The sequence below is a fragment of the Microbacterium suwonense genome (assembly GCF_030296555.1).
Lineage (GTDB): Bacteria > Actinomycetota > Actinomycetes > Actinomycetales > Microbacteriaceae > Microbacterium > Microbacterium suwonense.
Genome location: NZ_AP027728.1, coordinates 2,283,464 through 2,304,319, shown reverse-complemented (window position 1 = coordinate 2,304,319; position 20,856 = coordinate 2,283,464). Strand labels below are relative to the sequence as shown.

The following is a 20,856-nucleotide window of genomic DNA, read 5'->3' as shown; positions in this document are numbered from 1 at the left end:
AGCCCGTCTACGCGTCATCCTGCAGCGAGCGGACGATGCTGCGCAGACTCTTCAGAGCGACCGCCTGCTCGGCATCCGTCATTCCGCTCAGCATTCGCAGCTCCACAGACCGCACGGCGGCGCTCGCCGCTTCGAGCACGTGTCGGCCGCGTGGCGTGAGACGGGCCGGGAGCACCTTGCCGACGGAAGGCTCTGCGGGTCTGGTGACCAGGCCGTCCTGCTCCAGTGCCCGCAGCAGCACGCTCATCGATTGCCGGGTCACGAACGTGCCCCGCGCCAGCTCGGAGTTCGACAGGCCAGGCCGCTGGGCGAGCAGCTCGAGACAGGAGTACTGCGTGATCGTCATCCCGAGTGGCCGCAGCACCGCCTCCATCGCCAGCCGCAGTGCGCTGGATGCCTCTTTCAACAGGTAGCCGATCGAGGTCTCGAGATCGATGCGGCCCACAGCTTGACTCATGTCAGTATTCTGACATATATTTGTTTGTGTCAGATAACTGACATCAATCGAGGAGGACACCATGCCCGTCACCGGCCCCGACTTCATCTCCCTGCAGGCCCGCGATCTCGCCACCTCACAGGCGTTCTACGAGCAGTACCTCGGCCTGGTCCGCTCGCCCGCCGGCCCACCCCACGCCGTCGTGTTCGACACGAAGCCGATCGCGTTCGCCCTGCGAGAGGTCGTGCCCGGCACCGATCTGGCATCCGCGCCTCAGCCCGGCATCGGCGCGGCGATCTGGCTCCACGCCACCGACACTCAGGCCATCCACGACGCCCTCGTCGCCGATGGGCACACGATCGTGTCGAGCCCCATCGATGGGCCCTTCGGCCGTACCTTCACCTTCGCGGACCCCGACGGCTACCAGATCACCCTTCACGACCGGGCCTGACCTGGCGAGCCGCCGCGCGGACGCGCGACTTCGTCGTGCACCACTATGACCGCATCGATGCCGATCTGCTCTGGCGCACGGCCGCGGTCAGCTTCCCACGACTGCTGGCACTCGGGCAGGCTGAGCGGCACGGAGGCCGTTGTTCTACTGAGGGCAGAAATCAGCGCGGATCAGACCGACAAGTCAGATGCACTGCAAGAGGTCGAAATGACAAGCATGGGACGCTTACGCCAGGCTATTTGATCTCCGATTTTGTCTGAGATCGGTCACAGGGGAAACTCATCCCGAGATGAGCGCCTCCCCTGAACCCTCCCTCGCGACCATCGCCCTCATCGGCGCCGGCCGTCTCGGCGGCGTGCTCGCGGGTGCGCTCCATCACGCCGGGTTCGCTGTGCAGGGCCCGTTCGGTCGGGAGGATCGCATTCCGGCATCCGATATCGCTCTGCTCTGCGTGCCGGATGCCGAGATCCCCGCTGCCGCGGCGAAGGCCAGACCCCACGCCACGCTCGTCGGTCACGTCTCCGGCGCCACGAACCTCGATGACGTCGACTTCAGCATCCACCCGCTGCAGACCTTCACTGGCGCCGAGGCGCCCGACGTCTTCCACGGCATCGGCGCTGCCGTCGCCGGCCGCACTCCGGAAGCGCTCCGCACCGCCACACGGCTTGCCGACGCGCTCGGAGCACACCCCTTCACCGTCGACGACGTGCACCGTGCGACCTACCATGCGGCAGCTTCGCTCGCCTCGAATCTGGTCCTCACCGTCCTCGACGCCGCTGAGCAGGTGGCGCTCGCTGCCGGCATCCGCGACCCGCGCACCCTGCTCGCACCGCTCGTCGCCCGTACCGTCGACAACTGGACCCGGGATGGCGCCGCCGTCGCACTCACCGGACCGATCGCGCGCGGCGACGACGCGACCGTACAGCGTCAGCAGGATGCCGTGTCCGCCGCGACTCCCGGCCTCATCCCGCTGTTCGACCAGCTCTGCACCAGCACGCGCGACCTCGCCGCCACAGATCGGCGCGCCGCCGCAGACCCGGGTGCCGCCACAGACCGGGTGGCCGCCGCATGAGGATCCTCCGCACGATCGACGAGGTCCGCGCCGCCGTCACCGAGGCGAGAAGCGGCAGTCAGAGCGTCGGCCTCGTACCGACCATGGGCGCCTTCCACGACGGACACCTCTCCCTCATGCGCCGTGCGCGCGAGCAGAACGACCTCGTCGTCGTCTCGCTGTTCGTCAACCCCGCCCAGTTCGGGCCGAACGAAGACCTCGGCGCCTACCCGCGTGACGAAGCTCACGACGCCGCGCTCGCCGAGCGGGAGGGCGTCGACATTCTCTTCGCCCCCGAGCCCGCCGAGATCTACCCGGACGGCTTCGCCACCAGCATCCACGTCTCGGGCCTCACCGAGGTGCTCGACGGCGCCGCTCGCGGCGCGTTCCACTTCGACGGCGTCGCCACGGTCGTGACCAAGCTGTTCGGCATCGTCCGCCCCGACGCTGCCTACTTCGGCCAGAAGGACGCGCAGCAGCTGCTCGTCGTGCGCCGGGTGGTGCAGGACCTGCATCTGGACGTGCGCATCGAGGCGTGCCCCATCGTCCGTGACGCCGACGGGCTCGCGATGAGCTCGCGCAACGTCTACCTCGACACGGATGCCAGGCAGCAGGCCACCGCGCTCAATCGCGCCCTCGACGCCGCGGCGCGTGTGCACGCCGAGGGGGAGCAGGCCGCGGCACGGATCGTCGCGACCGCGCAGCGCGTGCTGACGGATGCCGGCATCACCCCCGAGTACCTCGAGCTGCGCGGCGCCGACGATCTGCGCCCCCTCGACCGCGTCGACGGCGACACATTGCTGGCCGTGGCCGCGCGGGTCGGCGCTGCCCGGCTGATCGACAACCACATCCTGACTTCGGAGCCGGCCGCCGCCGGCATCCGTTCCCGAACCGACGCGAAAGGCGGCGCCTGATGCAGCGCACCATGTTGAAGTCGAAGATCCACCGGGCGACCATCACCGGAAGCGACCTGAATTACGTCGGCTCGATCACGATCGACCCCGACCTGCTCGACGCGGCCGACATCCTCGCGCACGAGCAGGTGCACGTCGTCGACGTGGACAACGGATCCCGGTTCGTCACCTACACGATCGCCGGAGAGCGCGGCTCCGGCACCATGCAGGTCAACGGCGCAGCCGCGCGTCTCGTGCACCACGGCGACACGATCATCGTGATCTCCTACGCCGACTACTCGCGTGACGAGCTCGCCGACTACCAGCCGGTCGTCGTGCACGTCGACCGCTCCAACGCGATCATCCAGATCGACGATGCGGTCGACCAGCTGCTGACCGGGGCCGCGTCATCCGATGCGCTGAGCGACCGCAGGGAGACGAAGTGAGCACGCATCCGCTCCGCGCGCCCGGATGACGCTCGGCGATCTGGCCGCGAAGAAGGATGCCGGCGAACCCATCGTCATGGTCACCGCCTACGACCATCCCGGTGCGCAGGTCGCCGAGGTGGCGGGCGTCGACATGGTGCTCGTCGGCGATTCGGCGGCGATGACCGTGCTCGGCTACGACAGCACCGTCTCGGTCACCGTCGACGAGATGATCATGCTCACCGCAGCCGTGCGGCGTGGGCTCTCCGCTCCGCTGCTGGTGGGCGATCTGCCGTTCGGTTCGTACGAGGCATCCGACGCCGTCGCGGTCGCGACCGCACAGCGTTTCGTCAAGGAAGCCGGCTGCGACCTGGTCAAGCTCGAGCGCGGCGGGACATCGGTCGATCGCGCCCGTGCCATCGTCGCCGCCGGCATCCCCGTGGTCGGGCACGTGGGGCTCACCCCGCAGACCGCGACCGCGCTCGGCGGCTACCGCGCCCAGGGCCGCGCCGCCGACGACGCGCTCGCCGTCATCGACGACGCGCTCGCGCTGCAGCAGGCCGGCTGCACCCTGCTGGTGATCGAGGCCGTGCCCGCCGAGGTCACCGCGGCCCTCGTGCCGCTGCTGGACATCCCCGTGATCGGGATCGGAGCCGGGGCGGATGCCGACGGTCAGGTGCTCGTGTTCCACGACCTGCTCGGGATCTACGGCGGGCCCGCGGCGAAGTTCGTCAAGCGGTACGCCGACCTGCGCACCGCCGCGATCGACGGCATCCGTCAGTACGCGGACGAGGTGCGCGACCGCGCCTACCCCGCCGCCGAGCACACCTACGCCATGGCGCCGGGCGAGAGCGCGCGACTGCAGGAGTTGCTCACGCAACGGTGACGTGACTTCAGGGTGAGACGACCTCGATCGCGCAGTGCTTCTGCGTCACCTTCGCGAGTCGCCTGTCGTGGGTGAGCAGTGGGCATCCGGCTGCCTCGGCCAGCGCGCATGCAGGTCTCCGTTCTGTCATCGGCATCCGCCCCCGGGATCACGGTCAGGCCTGCTGCGCCTTCTTCTCGCGCCTCAGCGCATGCAGGATCGGCTCGGTGTAGCCGCTCGGCTGGGCGGCGCCCTCCAGGATCAGCCGGCGCGCGGCGGTGTACGCCACCCCCGGCGCGCCACCGGGCGCGAACGCGAGCGGCTCATATGCCGCATCCCCGGCATTCTGCTCGTCGACCACGGCTGCCAGGCGCCGCAGTGAGGCATCCACCTCGGCCTCGGTGATCACGCCGTGCAGCAGCCAGTTGGCCAGCAGCTGGCTCGAGATGCGCAGCGTCGCACGATCCTCCATGAGTGCGATCCCGTGGATGTCGGGCACCTTCGAGCATCCGACGCCCTGATCGATCCACCGCACCACATACCCCAGGATCGACTGCACATTGTTGTCGAGCTCGGTCGCGACCACCTCAGGCGTCAGCTCGCCATCGCCTGCCAGCGGAGGCTGCAGCAGCACGTCCAGCGACGCCGAGTCGTACGCCGGCAGTGATGGGCGAACCGCGAACGGATCCACCTGGTGGTAGTGCAGCGCGTGCAGCGTCGCAGCGGTGGGCGAGGGAACCCAGGCGGTCGACGCTCCCGAGCGCGGGTGGCCGATCTTCTGCTCGAGCATGTCGTGCATCAGGTCGGGCATCGCCCACATGCCCTTGCCGATCTGCGCGCGCCCGTCGAGCCCGGCGGCCAGGCCGATCGCGACGTTGCGATCCTCATAGGTCTGCATGAACGGCTGCGCCTTGATCGCGCCCTTGGGCAGGAACGGGCCCGCATGCAGCGAGGTGTGGATCTCGTCGCCGGTGCGGTCGAGGAACCCGGTGTTGATGAACACGACCCGGTCGGATGCCGCGGCGATGCACGCCGCGAGGTTCGCCGACGTGCGGCGCTCCTCGTCCATGATCCCGACCTTCAGCGTCCGCTCCGGCAGCCCGAGCAGCTGCTCCACCCGCCCGAACAGCTCCGCGGTGAACGCCGCCTCGTCCGGGCCGTGCATCTTGGGCTTGACGATGTACATCGACCCGGTGCGGCTGTTGGCGCCCCGGCGCGCACCGGTCAGGTCGGGCAGGGAGCCGAGTGCCGTCATGATCGCGTCGAGGATGCCCTCGTACACCTCCTCGCCGTCGCGGTCGAGCACGGCATCCGTGTGCATCAGGTGACCGACGTTGCGGATGAACAGCACCGACCGGCCTGGAAGCGTGAGCTCGGCGCCGTCGCGACCCGTGTAGCTGCGGTCGTCGGCCAGACGACGGGTGAACGTCTGCCCGCCCTTGCTGACCTCCTCGGTCAGGGTGCCGTCCATCAGGCCGCGCCAGTTGCGGTAGCCGAGCGCCTTGTCGTGGGCGTCGACGGCGGCGACCGAGTCCTCCAGGTCGATGATCGTCGTGATCGCCGACTCCAGCACGATGTCCTGCACGCCGGCGGCATCCGTCCGCCCGATCGCGCCCTCGCGGTCGATCGCGATCTCGACGTGCAGCCCGTTGTGGGTCAGCAGGATCGCGGTAGGAGCGGTGGCGTCTCCGGCGTGGCCGGCGAACGCCGCAGGGTCGGCGAGACGACGGATGCCGTCGGCAGTCTCCACGGCCAGTCCTTCGGCGTCGACGCGATAGCCGGTGGCATCCGTGTGCGAGCCGTGTGTGAGTGTGGCGATCTCGTCCAGCAGAGCACGGCCGCGGGCGATCACCTCGGCTCCGCGCACGGCGTTGTAACTGCGGGTGGGGGCCAGGTCTGCCGTATGCGGGATCGCATCCGTGCCGTACAGCGCGTCGTACAGCGAACCCCAGCGGGCGTTCGCGGCGTTCAGCGCGAAGCGCGCATTCAGCAGCGGCACCACCAGCTGCGGGCCGGCGGTGGTGGCGATCTCGGGATCGACGTTCTCGGTGGTCACCTGCGTGCCGGCCGGCTCCGGCGCCAGATAGCCGATCTCGGTGAGGAACGCCCGATACGCATCGGGATCGGGGCGGCCCGGATTCGCACGGTGATAGTCGTCGATGCGCGACTGCAGCTCATCGCGGATGCCCAGCAGCTCGGCATTGCGCGGGCCGAGCTCGTGCACGATGCCCGAGACGCCGCTCCAGAACGCGTCGGCGTCGATCCCGGCATCCGTCAGCGAGGCCTCGGCGAACTCGACGATCGGTGCGGCAACGCGCAGGTCGGCACGGTCGAGGTAGTGGGTCGGGGTCATGGCGGCTCCTTCTCTTCTGCGGGCGCAGTGTCCACCGTAGAGAGAAGCGCTGATTTTGGAGCGATGATTCCGTATGGTGGAAGATGTGAACGCACCCGGCCCAGTCCAATCCGTTGCGCGCGCCTTCTCGCTGCTGGAGGCGCTCGCCGCATCCGGGGAGAGGCGGCGCTGGCATCCCTGGCATCCGACACCGGCCTCGCCGTCCCCACCGCGCACCGCCTGCTGGGCACCCTGCACCAACTCGGCTACGTGCGGCAGCTGGAGGATCGGCGCTACGCGCTCGGCGCGGGCCTGATCGGGCTGGGTCGGCAGGCCGTGCCGCAGGTGGCGGATGCCGCGATGCCGCTGCTGACGAGCCTGGAGGAAGCATTCCACGAGACCGCGAACCTGGCCGTGCTCGACGGCGACCTGGTGCTGTATGCCGGGCAGGTGGCCTCTCGCCAGCGGATGCGCATGTTCACCGAGGTCGGTCGGCGGGTGCTGCCGCATTCGACGGGTGTCGGCAAGGCGATGCTGTCGACCATGCTCGAGCCGCAGGTGCGTGCCCTGATCGCGCGCACCGGTCTGCCGCGGTTCACGCCGCAGACTCTGACGGATCCGGATGCGTTCATCGCCGACCTGCGGCGCTCTCGTGCCCGGGGCTTCGCCGCCGACGACAGCGAGCAGGAGGTGGGGGTGCGGTGCATCGCCGTCGCCGTGCCCGGGCTCGGGCAGCCGGCCGCGTTGTCGGTCTCGGGTCCTGCCGCGCGCATCACGGATGTCCGGGTGCCCGAGGTCGTCGCCGCATTGACGGATGCCGCCGCCGAGCTCGCCCGAGCCGCAGTCTGAGGGCGCCGCGTCTCGGCTCTCACCCGTCCAAGTCGCAATGGTTGCCGCCTGATCGCCGATCGAGCGGCATTCATTGCGACCTGGGCGCAGCGTCATCAGCTGAAGAGACAACGATTGCGACCTGGACGCATGGGTGAGGGTCTCACGCGGCGGACATCCGCCGGGGCCTTGCCGAACGATAGTTAACGACATATCGTTAACTATCGTTCAGCTACCAGGAGGTCATCATGAACGGATCATTCCCCTCGGGCGGATTCGGCTTCGGGGCCAGCAACGGCTCGGGCAATCCGCTGGCCGGAGTCTGGGAGGCGATGGACCAGCTGCGCACCAGCTTCGAGCAGCGCAGCGGCGGCTCCCGCATGGCCCGCGGCGACGTGCGCGCCGCCGTCATCAGCCTGCTCGCCGAGCGACCGATGCACGGCTACCAGATCATCACCGAGATCGCCGACCGCTCCGGCGGCGCATGGAAGCCCAGCGCCGGTTCGGTCTATCCCACGCTGCAGCAGCTCGCCGACGAGGGCCTGATCACGGCGGAGGAGCAGGGCGGACGCAAGACCTATTCGCTCACGGATGCCGGGATCGCCGCCTCCGAGGACTCGGCCGAGAAGCCCGCCCCTGGGAGACGGTCGGGCACCGCTCCGCCGGGCAGCACGCGGCCCTGCCGAAGGCCGGGATGGAACTGGCTGCCGCGACCGCCCAGGTCGCCCGCACCGGCTCGCCCGAACAGGTGCAGGAGGCGGTCGCCGTTCTCGAAGACGCTCGGCGTAGGCTGTACGCCATCCTCGCCGAAGGGTGACGCCGACCGAAGGAGCCTCGATGACGGATGCTTCCCGGCGCACCGGGGCCGGAGGCGCCCGCTACCGCCGCATCCTGTTCTTCGCAGCGAGGGCGTTCATCCAGGTGTGGTGGTACGAGCTCGTGCTGCCCCGGCTCGGTCTGCGACGCGTCGCCGACCGCACGCGCGACGGACGGATGCTGCGCCTGGCGCGCCGCTTCCGCGACCTGGCGGTCGACCTCGGCGGCCTGATGATCAAGGTCGGCCAGTTCATGTCGTCTCGCCTCGACGTGCTGCCGCCCGAGATCACCACCGAGCTCGCCGGTCTGCAGGATGAGGTTCCGGCGGTGCCGTTCGACCAGATCCGGGCATCCGCCGAGGCCGAGCTGGGGATGCCGCTGGAGCGCGCGTTCGCGAGCTTCGATCCGGAGCCGGTTGCGGCGGCATCCCTGGGCCAGGCGCATCGCGCCGTGCTCTCGGCATCCGACTCCGCCGAGACGGGGCTCGACCGCGTCGTGGTCAAAGTGCAGCGCCCCGGCATCGACGAGATCGTCGCGACGGATCTCGCGGCCCTGCGTCGCGTCGCGGGCTGGGCGCGCCGGGTGCGGTTCGTCGCGGACCGTGTGGATGTTCCCGCACTCGTGGAGGAGTTCGCGCAGACCTGCCACGAGGAGATCGACTACCTGCACGAGGCAGCCAGCGCCGAGCGATTCGCGGCCTGCTTCGCGGACGATCCGCGCGTCGCCGCCCCGCAGGTGGTGTGGGAGCGCACCACGCGTCGCGCGCTGACCCTCGAGGACGTCACGGCGATCAAGATCAATGACGTCGACGCGTTGCGGGATGCCGGAATCGACCCGGCCGAGGTGGCGGAGGTGTTCGCCGACGTCATGCTCGATCAGGTGTTCACGCATTCCTTCGTGCATGCCGATCCGCATCCCGGCAACATCTTCGTGAAGCCGCTGGCCGACTCTGCCACCGGGCGGGCCTGGCGGCTCACCTTCATCGACTTCGGGATGATGGCCGAGGTGCCCGACAGCATCCGTGCCGGGCTGCGCACCCTGGTGATCGCCGTCGCCGCGCGCGACAGCCGCGGGCTCGTCAAAGCCGCACAGCAGATCGGCGTGCTGCTGCCCTCGGCGCGCACCGCCGAACTGGAGCGCGCGCTCACCGTCCTCTTCGCGCGCTTCGGCGGCATGGGCTTCAACGAGCTGCGCGACGTCGACCCGCGCGAGCTGACCGACTTCGGCGCCGAGTTCGGCGAGAGCATGCGCGCACTGCCGGTGCAGTTCCCCGAACGGATGCTGCTGCTCATGCGTGCCGTGTCGCTCACCTCCGGGCTGTGCAGCGCCCTGGATGCCTCCTTCAACATCTGGGAGCCCGTCGAGCCCTACGCCGCCCGGCTGCTGCGCGACCAGAGCGGCAGCCTGCTGCAGGAGCTGGGCACGCAGACGATGTCGAACCTCGGCACTCTCTGGCGGCTGCCCGCGCGGGTCGACTCCACCCTCGACCGTCTGGATGCCGGCACGCTGGCCTTCGACGTCTCGACGCTGGAGAACCGTCTCGACCGGATCATCCGCGTGGCCTTCCGCGCCGTTTCTGCGGTGCTGTTCGGCGGACTGCTGATCGGCGGGGCGCTGCTGCTGGCGCCCGTGCCGCCGCTGGGCGTCGCGCTGATGTGCGTCTCAGTCGTGCCGCTGCTGCACGCGGTGTTCGGGCGGCGGTGAACCGGGAGGCGGCGACGCACGCCGGCCGCGCGGATGCCGAGCCAACCCTCAGCCGAGCGGGCCGCGCAGCTTCTGCGAGATCTCGATCTTCACTCCGGTGCTGCCGGTCTCGGCCTCGAACTCGGCCGTGCCGCCGGTGCTGTCGTTGCGGAAGTCCAGCTCCACGTCATCCGGGCTCTCGTCCTGCTTCACCGTGCTCCAGCCGGAGCCCGGGACGAGGTCGGCGACGGAGATCGTGCTGCCGTCGACGGTGAGGGTCAGGGTCGCTGCGCTTCCGATCGTGAAGTCGCCGCTGGCGCCGTTGCGGATGGTGAGCTCCTTGGAGATCTGCAGAGTGCCGCGCTCGGATTCGACCTCGAACTTCCACTCCTGATCGCCCTGCGTGAAGTGCACCTCGATCTCGTCAGGCTTCTCGTCGGTCACGCGTTGCTGCCAGCCGTCGGACGGCCGGACCTCGGTCAGCGACAGGCTGCCGCCCTCGGCGGTGAACTCCACCTCGCCGGCGTCGCCGACCTGCCAGGTGCCGTCGCGGATCTCGTCGACGGCGACGCCGGAGGCATCGGCGGTCGGGGTGGCGGTGTCGCCTGAGCCGGTCGCATCGCCGTCGCCCGATCCGGAATCCTGACCTGCAGGCGCGGATGCCGTGGCGGCAGTGGTGTCCGATGGTGCGGGTTCGGTGCTTCCGCTGCATCCGCTGAGCAGCATCCCGAGCGTGATGGCACCTGCGAGTGCTGCTGATGCGTGAGTCTTCGTCATCGTTCCATCCCTTCCGTCGTGCCCGCCCATTGTGCGCGCCGACCCTGACCGTCCGGTCGACGCGGATCGGCGGAACTGTCGGAAACGGAGCGAGATGACACGGGGTGTCATGCATTTTGGCCCACTCGTTGGTCTGCAAGTCGTCTTTGTCTTGACACTTTCCCGACGGGTGGTGGTCAGCGGAGCGCGCCAGGCAGCAGCCCTCCCGTATCCATAACCGCGTTCACTGACCGATCGTCGACAACAAGCTCCCTCGCAAGCGGAACCTCGGTATGGGCGTTCCTGCGCTCGTTGCACTCATAGAGACTTGGAGCGGACATGGTCCGTCAGCGTGCATTTGATCGTGCGGGGTATGCGCTCCTGTGGTCGCTGGCAACCGCCGGGACGTGGTCCGGGGCTGGTCGGGTATGCTGATCGACCAGCTTGCGGGCACGGACCGATGGGGTCACGTGCTTTGCGCGGGTTCTTGCGGTCAGTCCGGATCTAGACTGCGGCGAAGGCGACCAATATCGGACGCGTGTTACCGCTGACGCGAACGCCCAGCGCGCAAGCGTGCTCACGCGATGAACTTCGTGATGCTCACCATCGTCGGCTGGGTATTACTCTCCATTGCCTCGGCCGCCTGGAGCGTCTGCCGCGCGATTCTGTCGTCGTGCCGGATGAAGCGGAGATTGTCGTTCAGCACCTCGCTCGATAGGGCCGTGAAGTTGTGCAGGACGTCGAACGAAGATCCCGAACTGAACCAGATGAAGCGATCTCGGAGCGCGGTGGACTTCAAGAGGCGCACCTCGACGGCTATCGGCAGAGTCCGCCTATGGAGCGCTTTGCTCAAGAAGTCTTCGATGCGTGCCTCATGGCGTGGGCGGTCAGCCGTCTGCCAGTCGCGCTGGAGCTTCCCCAGGATGGACAAGGTCGCGTTCGCCGGCATCGAGTCGGCGAGCGTCTGGATGAGCCACTCGGCATGCGACGTAGTGCTGTTACCGCTGATGAGACCTTCGAGAATGTGCGGATCGAGGATCTTCACTGCGGATGAGCGTTCTGCGAGCGGACGGATGAAGGTATTCGCGACGACGGGGCGGCGCGTCTTGCCTGCTGGGAACAGGCCGGCCTCCTTCGCAGCAACCACGGCAGGCGACCGGTGGATCGTGCTCGCGAGGACAACATCCGAGTCATCGACGGTCTTGGATCCCGACGTGTCGTCGACTCCGAACTCCTCAGCAAGCACGCGACTGGCGACGAACACACGCACGCCGGTGTGGGCGCCCCCTTCTCCTTCCTTGTGTCGCAGGACCTCGCCCACGCCCATGGCGCCTGGGAGCTGATCGAGGCGGTTCAGATCGTAGAGGGCGTGGATCTGCGCTTCCCAAAGCTTCCTCGATGCCTCGCCGAGGCCGGCGATGGCATCAAGCAGCGCTCCTTGATCGGCCGCGGGAGAGAGAGGATTCCGTGCGCTCCCAGTGTGATGACAACCTCGCGATGGATCAGCTGGTCACGATCGGTTGGATGGTCGGTCAGTGCGCCTGGATCCACAGCAATCGGGAACAGCACCTGCGGCTGGTTCATGAGGTGATCCCGAGGATGTCCGCCAGCCCGTCGTCGAAGAACCCGGTTGGCCATGGATCGAGGAGTTCGCCGCGATCGCCGAGTCGAAGGCGGCGAACGGAGGCGCCTTCCGCCGCGGTGTTGTCGACGTAGATGACCGCGACGGCATCCGGACGGAGCTTTCCGCCACGGATCAAACGCCGCAGACGAAGCAGGATCGCCTCGGAGTGAGTCTCGACGATGACCTGATTTCGGCCCATCACCGCGGCGGTCGCGAACAAGTTCCCGAGACGTGCCTGCAAGCGCGGGTGGAGGTGCAACTCCGGTTCCTCGATGCCGATGATCTGTCGCTCGGCATGGACGCACACGTCAATGACCGGCAGGAGTTGGCTGACGCCGTAGCCAACCTGGTTGAGGTCGACAGGCGCACCCGAGCGGGCGTCCTTCAGTGTCCATTTCTGCTGGTGCGGATTGCGGAGCTTCCAGAGCGGATCCTCCTCGAACTCGTATGGGATCTCGAGCTGAGCCAGCATCTGATTCAAGAGGTCGAACTCGCTGAAGCCCGGCCGTCGCGGCTTCCGATACCCATCGAACCAACCAGAGTTGAAGGCGCCGCTGACGGGGTCGTAGGCCTTGCCCGGGGCCCCGCGATGCGGACCCAGGTAGCGGAGCAGGAAGGCCATCTCGAAGAGTTCTGCTTGCAGCTTCCGGTCGGCGTGTCCGAAAAGCTCGGCATCGACGAGCTTCGTCTCCCGAGACCACGCCTCGCCTTCCTCGCCCTCCTCGACGATGAACGTCGCGAGGTGCGATTCGCCGAAGTCTGCAGGGTGGAAGGGGTCGTGGTCGTCGTCGAAGTTCTCCGGTGTGAACCGCTTGCGAATCATCGGCCCTGCGTCGAGCGGCCCGAACGATGTGGTGTGGACATCGATCGAACCCACCGGGTTGAGGTCGTACTCGAGCCTGGCATGTGCACGCCGGCCATCCTGAGCTTTGAAGTCGACGCCGAGCGCGAGCGGCGATCGCCATTGATAGCCACTCGGGTCGTCGGGGTCGGGTTCTGCGTACGTCATCAGGCTGCGCGCGCTCGACTCGCTAAACGCAGCGTCCCAAGGACGAAGCGCGTCGAAGCGTCCCGAGTCGACCACCTGCATGAGGAGCCGCAGGGCTTTAATCACCGTCGACTTGCCCGCGGAGTTCGGCCCATATATCAGGGTGATCGGAGCAAGGGTGATGTCGTGGGCGCCGGCAAACGAACGCAGGTTCTCGATGTGGAGCCGCTCGACCAAAGGGCTTGGCTCCGAGACCTGCTGCGGCGGCGGGGCGGATTCATCGTGGCTGGTGGGGGCGACCCGGGGCGGCAGCGCGTCCGCCTCATCGTTCGCGAAGGAGGAGAGGATCTCCTCTTCCTCGCGTTTCAGTCGCGCTCGTTCGGCAGCGACTGTTTCGCTCTCGCGCTGACGCTGCGCGTCGCGTTTGGCCCTCATCGACCTGGTGTCGATTCCGACCCAGTCCGCGCCATACTGGACGTTGCTGAGCGGCGCATCTGGATTGCTCGACTCGGGGGCTGTGCCTATTGGATCCGGCATCCCGGCCACTCTCCTTTGTTTTTGTGTCAATCTCATTGAACCGTGGACACCCTTTCACTCTCGTGAAGACGCTCCGCCCGACAGGTTGCCCTGAGGCCGGGCGGAGCGTCGACGGGAGTCAGCGACGTGTTGCGCGCATCCAGAATGAGCCGTCGCCGTTGCTCACCTTCTCCCAGCCGCCGAAAGCGTGCTGAGAGCCGGAGCGCTGGTGCAGACGGGCATCACTCACCTCCCCACGTGGCCAGCAGTTCTGGTCGCGGAAGTTCTTCCCCATGATGTTCACCCCCTCTCGGACGTTCGAGTTGCCCGTCGAGACCGTGCGGTTCTCGTGTTGTCTCCACCGTCGGTCGCCCGAAGCAAAGTCGATCAGGCTATGGGGATCGCGTTCGTGTTGTCAAGCCGCCCGTCGATACCGGCCGCGACTCCCCGCCACTTGCGGTGATCGATGACTTCGCCGTATCCTGATCAACTTTGCAACTTTGACCTCGCTGGCTGGGCGAGCGTCTGGGGAGTGCAGAGCGAGCGGTGCTGGAAGGTGCTGCGCGACCGGAATCTGACACAGCAAGGAGGTGAATCATGGCTCTGCAGAGTTCACCCCAGCCCGCCAGGCGCGCGAACCTCGTTGCTGCTCTCGGCTCGTGCGCCCTGCGCGTTTGGCGCGATCCCGGTTTTCAGACCGCGCTCCGCAAGGAAGCGTGGCAGTTCGTTGTCAACGTCTTTACCGAGGCGCGCGCTGCCGCGCGGCGCTAGGAGGTCAGCGATCTCGCTGTCGGTGCTCGCGCTTAGTCTGGAGCCGTGGGACGACAGAACGGTGACGGTGCGACGGAGCGACAGCGACGGTGTCCTTTCTGCGGTGCGTCCGGCGTCAAGTTCAGCAAGGAGCACTGGCTGCCTGCAGATTGGGGCGAGTACTTTCCGCGGCTCCCGAATCTGATCTCGGCGCGACACGACTATGACGGCGAAAGCACAAGTCGGGTCGAAAACCTCAGCCAGTTCGACAAGCAGTTCGACGGCATCTGTCGGGACTGCAACAGCGGCTGGTTACGGGAGATCGACGTTGCCGCCAAACAGGTGGCGATCGATCTCGCGCTCCGGCGACGGACCCATGTGTCGGCTCCCGAGGTGTTGCCTTTGGCGACATCGCTATACCGGGCCGCGCTGATCGGGATGTGGGGTCAGCGGGATGCGTACGGGCTGCCATCGACACGCTTCTCCGAACTGTACGAGCTTCGACGGCCTCCTCGTGACGCCCATGTTCTTGTTGGGCACAGCGACGAGGGTTTCCTCTACGCCGGCGGGAACTACAGCGCGCTCACGGTCGACGGATTCCGGGAGACTGCTGTTCGCAGCTTCGCTTTTGGCGGTCTCGGTCATCTCTTCGTCGTCGTTATCGTCAGCGAGCCCGAGCTGGGAGCTGTTGTGAACCACGCAGTGCGCGAGGTGAAGCGGGCGGCCGGCGGCTCATTGGTGGCGCTGTGGCCGAACAAGCGGCGCCGGGTGGACCTGCCCCAGCACCCCATCTCACGTGAGACTGCAGCCCGTTTCACTGAGCTTGGCGTGGCACTGGGGTTGCGTGATCAGCCCGTTGAACGGACCCCGATCCCCGAGCGGGTCCGCGCGAAGTATCCGACGCACGACGCCATCAATCGCACGGTTCGGATGCCGACCAAGCAGATCGATTGGTGAGGATCGTCGGAACCGGCGATGCGCGCTGGCATCGATGGGCGCGGTTTCTCGGCGCCGAGAGCCTGGCAGCGCGGAAACGTGCCGGAATGGCGAAAGTTGGGGCAACGTCGGAGGTATCGACCACACTGATATGGATACAGCGGAGTGCGACATGTGGGAGGGGGCATCCATGTCTGAGGTGGTGTCGAGCACGGCCGACGAGATGTTGGAGCATCTTCACGCGCGCCTTGACACCCATTTCAGCGGGATGCGGGATGAGCGCGCGCTTCTAGAAGTTGCTGCGCCCGTTTTCGCCCTCGAACATGAGCTCTCTGCCGAAGACCTTGATCTGCTGATCGCGACGGTGCGGACAGCGGTGTCCGAAGGTCTCGGCTCTCGCCATCGTCAGTGGTGGTTGCCGTTCGTCGTCTACGCCGCTGAGGCCGGCTACGACTATGTCGGGGATGAGTACTGGCGAAGCTTCGAGCAGCGCACCCCGGCTGGCGCTCTGAACACCGCGCCTTGATCAAGTCATGGTTTACGAAGTTCGCGGCGGAATATGGCGGGGCCGTGCCGACGGGCGCTTTCGCTGCGGCGTTCACGATCATCGCCTGGCCGATCACGCACGGCGTGCTGCCGACTTACCTGCAGCGACAACTGGCCCAATTGCTATACGAGTTCAGCGCTGCCCTCACCTCGGACCTGCTCGACAACCCACCCGCCCTCGGCCTGAGACTGGCGCAACGAGCAGCGTCGTACACCGAGCGGTTCCGCATCTTCTGCGAGAACACCACCCTTGTCGGGCAGGTCGCCGCCGCGCTGTTGTCCGGGCACGATTCACCCAGCCCCTACCTTCTCAACTCCACGCTCGAGCGGATCGTGACTGATCTGTCCAAAGAGCAGCAGGCCCATCACTGGCTGCGAACGGCCCAGCAGTCCGCGCACCGGGCGCGTGGTTTTCGCCCGACCGCGGCGCAGGGGCAGACAGCATCGGCGCCGCACACGCAGCCGCGCGCGACCGATCCGCGGTTGTATCTGCGTCTGGGGGACCAGTGGAACGCCCATGCGGAGCTCCCCGACTTGACGCCGCTGGGGGCGGGGCTGCCCGACGTGTTCCGGCAGTTGCGGGTGTCGCGGGGTTTCGTCAATGGCGCCGACCGGCACGTGCCGCCGAGCGGACTGCTTTACCCCGGCCAATCGGTCCAGTTCGCGACGTGGCCGCGTACCGATCAAGCCTTCCTGCGGCTGGACCGGGCGCAGGAAGAGACCAACCGGATCTTGGCAGACCAGTGCGTCATCACCCCGGGGCCGTGGTGGCTGTTTCGCCGCCAAGGCGCGGGCCTGGCGACCGAAGTGAAGGGCAAGTTGGTTCGCCCCGGGCACCGCTACCTGCTGATCGGTGCGAGTTCGCTGACCCCGCCGACGGTGCAGTGGATCGCCGAGGTGGGACTCAACGTTGAAGGGGTGCGCGGCTACGAGCTCACGGTCCCCGAGCAGGTCAGCGAGAAGGACGCCGCTGCGCTGACCGCCTGCGGCATCGCTGTGCTCACTCACGTCGCCATCCGCCCGGTCGGCATCGTCGCCAGTGCATGGGACGGTGAGGGCGAAGCCGAATGGGTTGCGGGGGAACCGGCAATCCTCGGGATCCGATCCGAATTGGCCCCGCAACGGTGCCGGCTGACGATCGGCGGGGACGTGTATTTCCTTGATTGGCCAGCTGGGCAGGCCGAACTGCTCTTCTCCCTGCAGGGCCTGAGCGTCGGCACCCACGTCGCGAGTGTCAGTCTGCTGGGAGACGATGACCGCCCGATGACTGTCGGCTCTCTCGTGATCACGATTCGAGACCCACAGATCCGCCCCGAGGGCGCCTCCGTCGGCGAGGGGATCCGTCTGCTCGCTACCCCCGCTCGCCCAACCCTCAGCGAACTGTGGGACGAGCGCGCCCAGCTCGTGATCGATGGGCCCGCCGGTGCCGAGGCGGACATCGAGGTGAGCCTGCGTGGCGAGCATGGACAGTCGATCGCGGACCTGAGACGGTCCATCGACCTGCCCCTCGACGAGGAAGCGTGGACTACGCTCGCCAAGGCGATCCGTAAGGATCACCGTTTCAGCGACGCTTACGATGACGCAGAGTCTTGCGTGATCACCGTCGCTCGCGCCGGTGTCGGTTTCGCGACCCTGACCTGTGAGCGCGGCTTCCAGCCGCTGCGGTGGCGTTTCGCGCGCAGCCACGAGGGACACGTCCACGCTCGCCTGGTGGACCGCACCGACGGCGACGCCACGACCGTCGAATTCTACGATGTGCAGTCGCCGACCGCCGCCGTGCCGCGCCCGGTCGGCGCCGACATCAACGCCCCGCCGCGCGGCGGACTTGTCGTCGCCCGTGCCGGTGACGCGTCGGCGTCTCTCATCCTCCCCACCGAACCGAACGCGCTCCTCCAGCAACCCGCCCTGCGCCCCGCGGTGCCGACCGCCGGTCGCACCTCGACCGACGTTCGCCAGCTGGTCGACGCACATGCGCGGTGGCTGAACGCGGAACTGCCCGCGGACGCGTTCGTCGTGTATCAGCAGCAGGTGATCGGCGACGCCATCGCCCGCGCGATTGGGACCATCATCGGAGGGAGCCACTGGGTCGCCATCGAACGCAAGGTCGCTCGCGCGCAGGACGTCGCGGACCTGCTCGCCGAGATGCAGCAGGCTGTCGGGATCTCTACGTCCCACAAGGATCTCGCGACCGCGATCGCGTACAGCCTGTACAAGTGGCTGTCGGCCGGGAGTCTGCTGCGCGGGTTCGACACCGTCATCGCACCGCACCTCGCCAGTAGCGGGCTGGGCGATCACCCGGCGGTGTCCCGCTTCCTGCTGATGCTCGCCGGCCGCCCCGGGCATCTTCTCCAGTGGCCCAAGGACGAGATCACGTTCCTGCTCGAGCAGGTCATGCAGACTCCGGTGCTCTACCGCGCCGCACGGTTTGCGGTTCTCGGCACCCGGGCCCTCAACGACGCCGATGGCGTGGAGCGGAGCTTCTGATGCAGATCAGCCAGCTCACGGCCGAGACTGCCGCCGCCGCGGCGATACGAACTCTCGGCCTGGACCCCGACATCATCGACCTCACCTCGTTCGAGGCGCTGGCCGCCGCGTTGCGCCGGGCCGCGTCGTTCCTGTGCCCGACGAGTCCAGGACGACTCGCCGATGCCGTGTACGGCGCCGTGCAGCCCCTCGCCAGTGCCGGTGCGGTCACCCGGTCGGGCGTCGGAGAGATCTTGGATGAACTGGTCGCTTCCGGGGACCTGCTGGAGCTTCGCCGTGACAAAGGCCAGTCGGCGCGGCTGCTGTACTTGGCGCCGCCGTCATTCATCGAACGACACCCGGGCCGCTACCTGCTCACCGGCATTCGACCGTTCGGTGTGCCGTTGATCCTGGACGATCTCGCCCAGATGATCGACTATGAAGGCCCGACACGGTCGATCAGCCTCGATGCGGAGGACGGGCCGACGCAACTCCGCGACCAGGGGCTGCGTTGCGTTGCTAGAGAACGTTGGCTCGCCCGACCAGCCATCGAAACTCCGACCGCATTTGTCGATCACTTTCGGGTGCGCCTCGACACCGCCGCCCTCGCTGGCCACCTCGAGGACATCCAGATCCTCGACCCGGCATCCTCGGTCCGGTACTACGCGGGCCGTTGGCGGCCGCCGGCGGCCTCCGACACCGGAGACTTCATCGCCCGCCGGCCGCAGGCTTACGGCGCCGACTTGTGGTGTCTGGCTCGGTGTGAGCGTGGCGTGCCGTCGCGTCTGCTGGAGTGGCCGGTGGATAACCCGGTCCTACCCGGTCGCGACGAGGCATGGCGCTATCAGGCGGCCGTCGACGCTGCCCGTGGCGTGCCGCAACGATTCCGGCGGCGCGCGGGTGACCTAGTCGGCGGTGACGTCGTCTTCGACTTCTTCTCGCCGCTGCCGGGTTTCGCGGAACGTTACCTGCAGTTCGTCGGGCTACCGCTCGGGAAGACGACGGGTGCGCTGTTCTCGTTCCGTGTGCCCGCCGCTGCGGCCGACGGCGTCGGAACCTTTCTGATTGACATGTTATGGATGACACAAGAGGAGGCACCACATGGCGTCTGACGCTCCCACGATCGCCGAGACGATCGACGATATCCAGTCGGCTCTACGTGAGTACATCGAGGCCACCTACCACGTCGGTCACCCCACGGTCATCGAGCAGCGCCGCCAATTGCTGCAGACTGAGGGTGTTCTGTTCAAAGCTCCCTTCATCGAGAGCACCCCGCGGTACCAGACAGACCGCACGTTCGCTGAGCTCGACGTCGACGCCGCCGTCCACGACCTGTTCACCCCGCTCACTCAGAAGGTCGGCGCATTCGACCGGTTGCTGCACGATCCGCCCTACACCCATCAGGCGGAAGCGATCGAGTGGGCGGCCCGTGACGGCAACAGCCTTGCCGTCACGACCGGCACCGGCTCCGGGAAGACCGAGTCGTTCCTGCTGCCAATGCTCGCCAAGCTGGCCACCGAAGCCAAGCACCGTCCGGACTCGTTCGCTGCCCCCGCCGTGCGCGCGCTGATCCTCTACCCGATGAACGCGCTGGTCAACGACCAGCTGGGGCGTCTGCGGCTGCTGCTGGGCGACCCGCGGCTGACGACGCAGTTCCGTGCCTGGGCGGGGCGCCCCGCCCGTTTCGCGCGCTACACCAGCCGCACCCTATACCCGGGAGTGCGGACGGTGAAGAAGGACCAGAAGCGGCTCGGATCGATCGAGGACTTCTACCTGCTGCTGATTGACAAAGCTGCCGATCCGAAAGCGCCAGGGCACGCGCAGGCGAAGATGCTCAAGGAGAAGCTGGAGGCGCGGGGCAAGTGGCCCGCGAAACCCGACCTGAAGGCGTGGTTCGGACCTAAGGGCTCGAGGTGGAAGGACGCGAAGAGCGGGCGGTTCGTGCGGGCCGTCATGGGGCCGGAGGATCCGGAGCTCCTCACCCGGCACGAGGTTCTCGCCGCACCCCCGGACGTGCTCATCACCAACTACTCGATGCTCGAGTACATGCTGATGAGGCCCCTTGAGCGGCCGGTGTTCGACCACACCCGGCAGTGGCTGGCGGACAACCCGGAGGAGAAGTTCCTGCTGATCGTCGACGAGGCGCACCTCTACCGGGGCCGCGGGCGCCGAGGTCGCGCTGCTGCTGCGCCGGTTGCGGTCGCGGCTGGGGATCACACCGGATCGTATCCAGGTGATCACAACAAGCGCGAGCTTCAGCACCCCCGAATATGCTCGCGAGTTCGCCGCGCAACTGACCGGAAAGGACGAAGCTGACTTCCGGACGGTCACCAGCAAACCGGCGTTGCGATCCAATGCCGCACAGGGCACCCCGGCTGCGGCGACGCTGCTCGCCGGCCTTCCGCTCGCGGACTTCTACAACGCAGAGACGGAACCGGCCCGCACGGTCGCGGTCGCCGACCTGCTTACCGACCGCGGTGTGGACGATAGGGACCGT

General features: G+C 67.6%; 21 protein-coding genes and 1 pseudogene. 15 read left to right on the top strand and 7 right to left on the bottom strand.

What is annotated here, in order from left to right; genetic code table 11:
• Positions 1-7: 7 nt before the first annotated feature.
• Positions 8-457 carry a MarR family winged helix-turn-helix transcriptional regulator gene (locus QUE33_RS11455; RefSeq protein WP_286300167.1) on the bottom strand — a complete coding sequence of 150 codons (450 nt, stop codon included), beginning with the start codon at positions 455-457 and terminating at the stop codon, positions 8-10.
• 61 nt (positions 458-518) lie between these two features.
• Here QUE33_RS11455 and QUE33_RS11450 point away from each other — a divergent pair, with 61 nt between their 5' ends.
• Genes QUE33_RS11450 through panB form a run of 6 tightly spaced genes read left to right on the top strand, consistent with a single transcriptional unit; the run spans position 519 to position 4,142 of the window.
• Complete coding sequence (locus QUE33_RS11450; RefSeq protein WP_286300166.1) at positions 519-887, top strand: VOC family protein; 369 nt, start codon at positions 519-521, stop codon at positions 885-887.
• 35 nt (positions 888-922) lie between these two features.
• Positions 923-1,147, top strand: coding sequence for a ribonuclease HepT family protein (locus QUE33_RS16235; RefSeq protein WP_350226457.1), 225 nt, complete (start codon positions 923-925; stop codon positions 1,145-1,147).
• Between the two features lie 29 nt (positions 1,148-1,176).
• A complete protein-coding gene (locus QUE33_RS11445; RefSeq protein WP_286300164.1) occupies positions 1,177-1,959 on the top strand; it encodes a Rossmann-like and DUF2520 domain-containing protein in 783 nt (260 codons plus the stop codon).
• A complete protein-coding gene (panC, locus tag QUE33_RS11440; protein ID WP_286300162.1) occupies positions 1,956-2,852 on the top strand; it encodes a pantoate--beta-alanine ligase in 897 nt (298 codons plus the stop codon). Before QUE33_RS11445 ends, panC begins: the two co-directional genes overlap by 4 nt.
• Positions 2,852-3,277 carry an aspartate 1-decarboxylase gene (gene panD / locus QUE33_RS11435; RefSeq protein WP_286300160.1) on the top strand — a complete coding sequence of 142 codons (426 nt, stop codon included), beginning with the start codon at positions 2,852-2,854 and terminating at the stop codon, positions 3,275-3,277. The genes panC and panD overlap by 1 nt, the downstream gene beginning before the upstream one ends.
• A gap of 25 nt (positions 3,278-3,302) precedes the next feature.
• Entirely contained in the window at positions 3,303-4,142 is an 840-nt protein-coding gene (gene panB / locus QUE33_RS11430; protein ID WP_286300159.1) for a 3-methyl-2-oxobutanoate hydroxymethyltransferase, read from the top strand.
• A 7-nt stretch (positions 4,143-4,149) separates the two neighbouring features.
• On the opposite strand, the gene QUE33_RS11425 is transcribed toward panB, so the two are convergent.
• On the bottom strand, positions 4,150-4,272 hold the full coding sequence (locus QUE33_RS11425) for a PIN domain-containing protein (protein WP_286300157.1): 123 nt from the start codon (positions 4,270-4,272) through the stop codon (positions 4,150-4,152).
• A 24-nt stretch (positions 4,273-4,296) separates the two neighbouring features.
• Complete coding sequence (locus tag QUE33_RS11420; protein ID WP_286300154.1) at positions 4,297-6,474, bottom strand: malate synthase G; 2,178 nt, start codon at positions 6,472-6,474, stop codon at positions 4,297-4,299.
• A gap of 63 nt (positions 6,475-6,537) precedes the next feature.
• On the opposite strand from QUE33_RS11420, the gene QUE33_RS11415 reads away from it, so the two are divergent.
• The gene (locus tag QUE33_RS11415) at positions 6,538-7,302 is read left to right on the top strand and encodes an IclR family transcriptional regulator (RefSeq protein WP_286300152.1); all 765 of its coding nucleotides are present in this window, start codon (positions 6,538-6,540) and stop codon (positions 7,300-7,302) included.
• Between the two features lie 211 nt (positions 7,303-7,513).
• Here QUE33_RS11415 and QUE33_RS11410 read toward each other — a convergent pair whose 3' ends face one another.
• Complete coding sequence (locus QUE33_RS11410; RefSeq protein WP_286303204.1) at positions 7,514-7,693, bottom strand: hypothetical protein; 180 nt, start codon at positions 7,691-7,693, stop codon at positions 7,514-7,516.
• On the opposite strand from QUE33_RS11410, the pseudogene QUE33_RS11405 reads away from it, so the two are divergent.
• Positions 7,614-8,098, top strand: a pseudogene (locus tag QUE33_RS11405) (PadR family transcriptional regulator). The gene QUE33_RS11410 and the pseudogene QUE33_RS11405 sit on opposite strands and share 80 nt — an antisense overlap.
• A 20-nt stretch (positions 8,099-8,118) precedes the next feature.
• A complete protein-coding gene (locus QUE33_RS11400; protein ID WP_286300150.1) occupies positions 8,119-9,801 on the top strand; it encodes an ABC1 kinase family protein in 1,683 nt (560 codons plus the stop codon).
• Positions 9,802-9,849: 48 nt separating this feature from the next.
• On the opposite strand, the gene QUE33_RS11395 is transcribed toward QUE33_RS11400, so the two are convergent.
• The 3 genes from QUE33_RS11395 to QUE33_RS11385 form a co-directional block, all read right to left on the bottom strand.
• Positions 9,850-10,557 carry a hypothetical protein gene (locus QUE33_RS11395; RefSeq protein WP_286300148.1) on the bottom strand — a complete coding sequence of 236 codons (708 nt, stop codon included), beginning with the start codon at positions 10,555-10,557 and terminating at the stop codon, positions 9,850-9,852.
• A gap of 556 nt (positions 10,558-11,113) precedes the next feature.
• Positions 11,114-11,857: a hypothetical protein gene (locus QUE33_RS11390; RefSeq protein WP_286300146.1), complete on the bottom strand. Its 744-nt coding sequence runs from the start codon at positions 11,855-11,857 to the stop codon at positions 11,114-11,116.
• Positions 11,858-12,116: 259 nt separating this feature from the next.
• Positions 12,117-13,685 (bottom strand): AAA family ATPase, encoded by a 1,569-nt coding sequence (locus QUE33_RS11385; protein WP_286300144.1) that lies wholly within the window; start codon positions 13,683-13,685, stop codon positions 12,117-12,119.
• A gap of 576 nt (positions 13,686-14,261) precedes the next feature.
• Here QUE33_RS11385 and QUE33_RS11380 point away from each other — a divergent pair.
• The 6 genes from QUE33_RS11380 to QUE33_RS11355 all read left to right on the top strand — a co-directional run bounded on the left by QUE33_RS11380 (position 14,262) and on the right by QUE33_RS11355 (position 20,675).
• Positions 14,262-14,435: a hypothetical protein gene (locus tag QUE33_RS11380; protein ID WP_286300142.1), complete on the top strand. Its 174-nt coding sequence runs from the start codon at positions 14,262-14,264 to the stop codon at positions 14,433-14,435.
• A 45-nt stretch (positions 14,436-14,480) separates the two neighbouring features.
• Positions 14,481-15,371 carry a hypothetical protein gene (locus tag QUE33_RS11375; protein ID WP_286300140.1) on the top strand — a complete coding sequence of 297 codons (891 nt, stop codon included), beginning with the start codon at positions 14,481-14,483 and terminating at the stop codon, positions 15,369-15,371.
• A 169-nt stretch (positions 15,372-15,540) separates the two neighbouring features.
• On the top strand, positions 15,541-15,876 hold the full coding sequence (locus QUE33_RS11370) for a hypothetical protein (protein ID WP_286300138.1): 336 nt from the start codon (positions 15,541-15,543) through the stop codon (positions 15,874-15,876).
• A complete protein-coding gene (locus QUE33_RS11365) occupies positions 15,873-18,380 on the top strand; it encodes a hypothetical protein (protein ID WP_286300136.1) in 2,508 nt (835 codons plus the stop codon). Before QUE33_RS11370 ends, QUE33_RS11365 begins: the two co-directional genes overlap by 4 nt.
• The gene (locus QUE33_RS11360) at positions 18,380-19,471 is read left to right on the top strand and encodes a hypothetical protein (RefSeq protein ID WP_286300133.1); all 1,092 of its coding nucleotides are present in this window, start codon (positions 18,380-18,382) and stop codon (positions 19,469-19,471) included. Before QUE33_RS11365 ends, QUE33_RS11360 begins: the two co-directional genes overlap by 1 nt.
• The gene (locus QUE33_RS11355) at positions 19,461-20,675 is read left to right on the top strand and encodes a DEAD/DEAH box helicase (RefSeq protein ID WP_286300131.1); all 1,215 of its coding nucleotides are present in this window, start codon (positions 19,461-19,463) and stop codon (positions 20,673-20,675) included. Before QUE33_RS11360 ends, QUE33_RS11355 begins: the two co-directional genes overlap by 11 nt.
• The last annotated feature ends 181 nt before the right edge of the window (positions 20,676-20,856 follow it).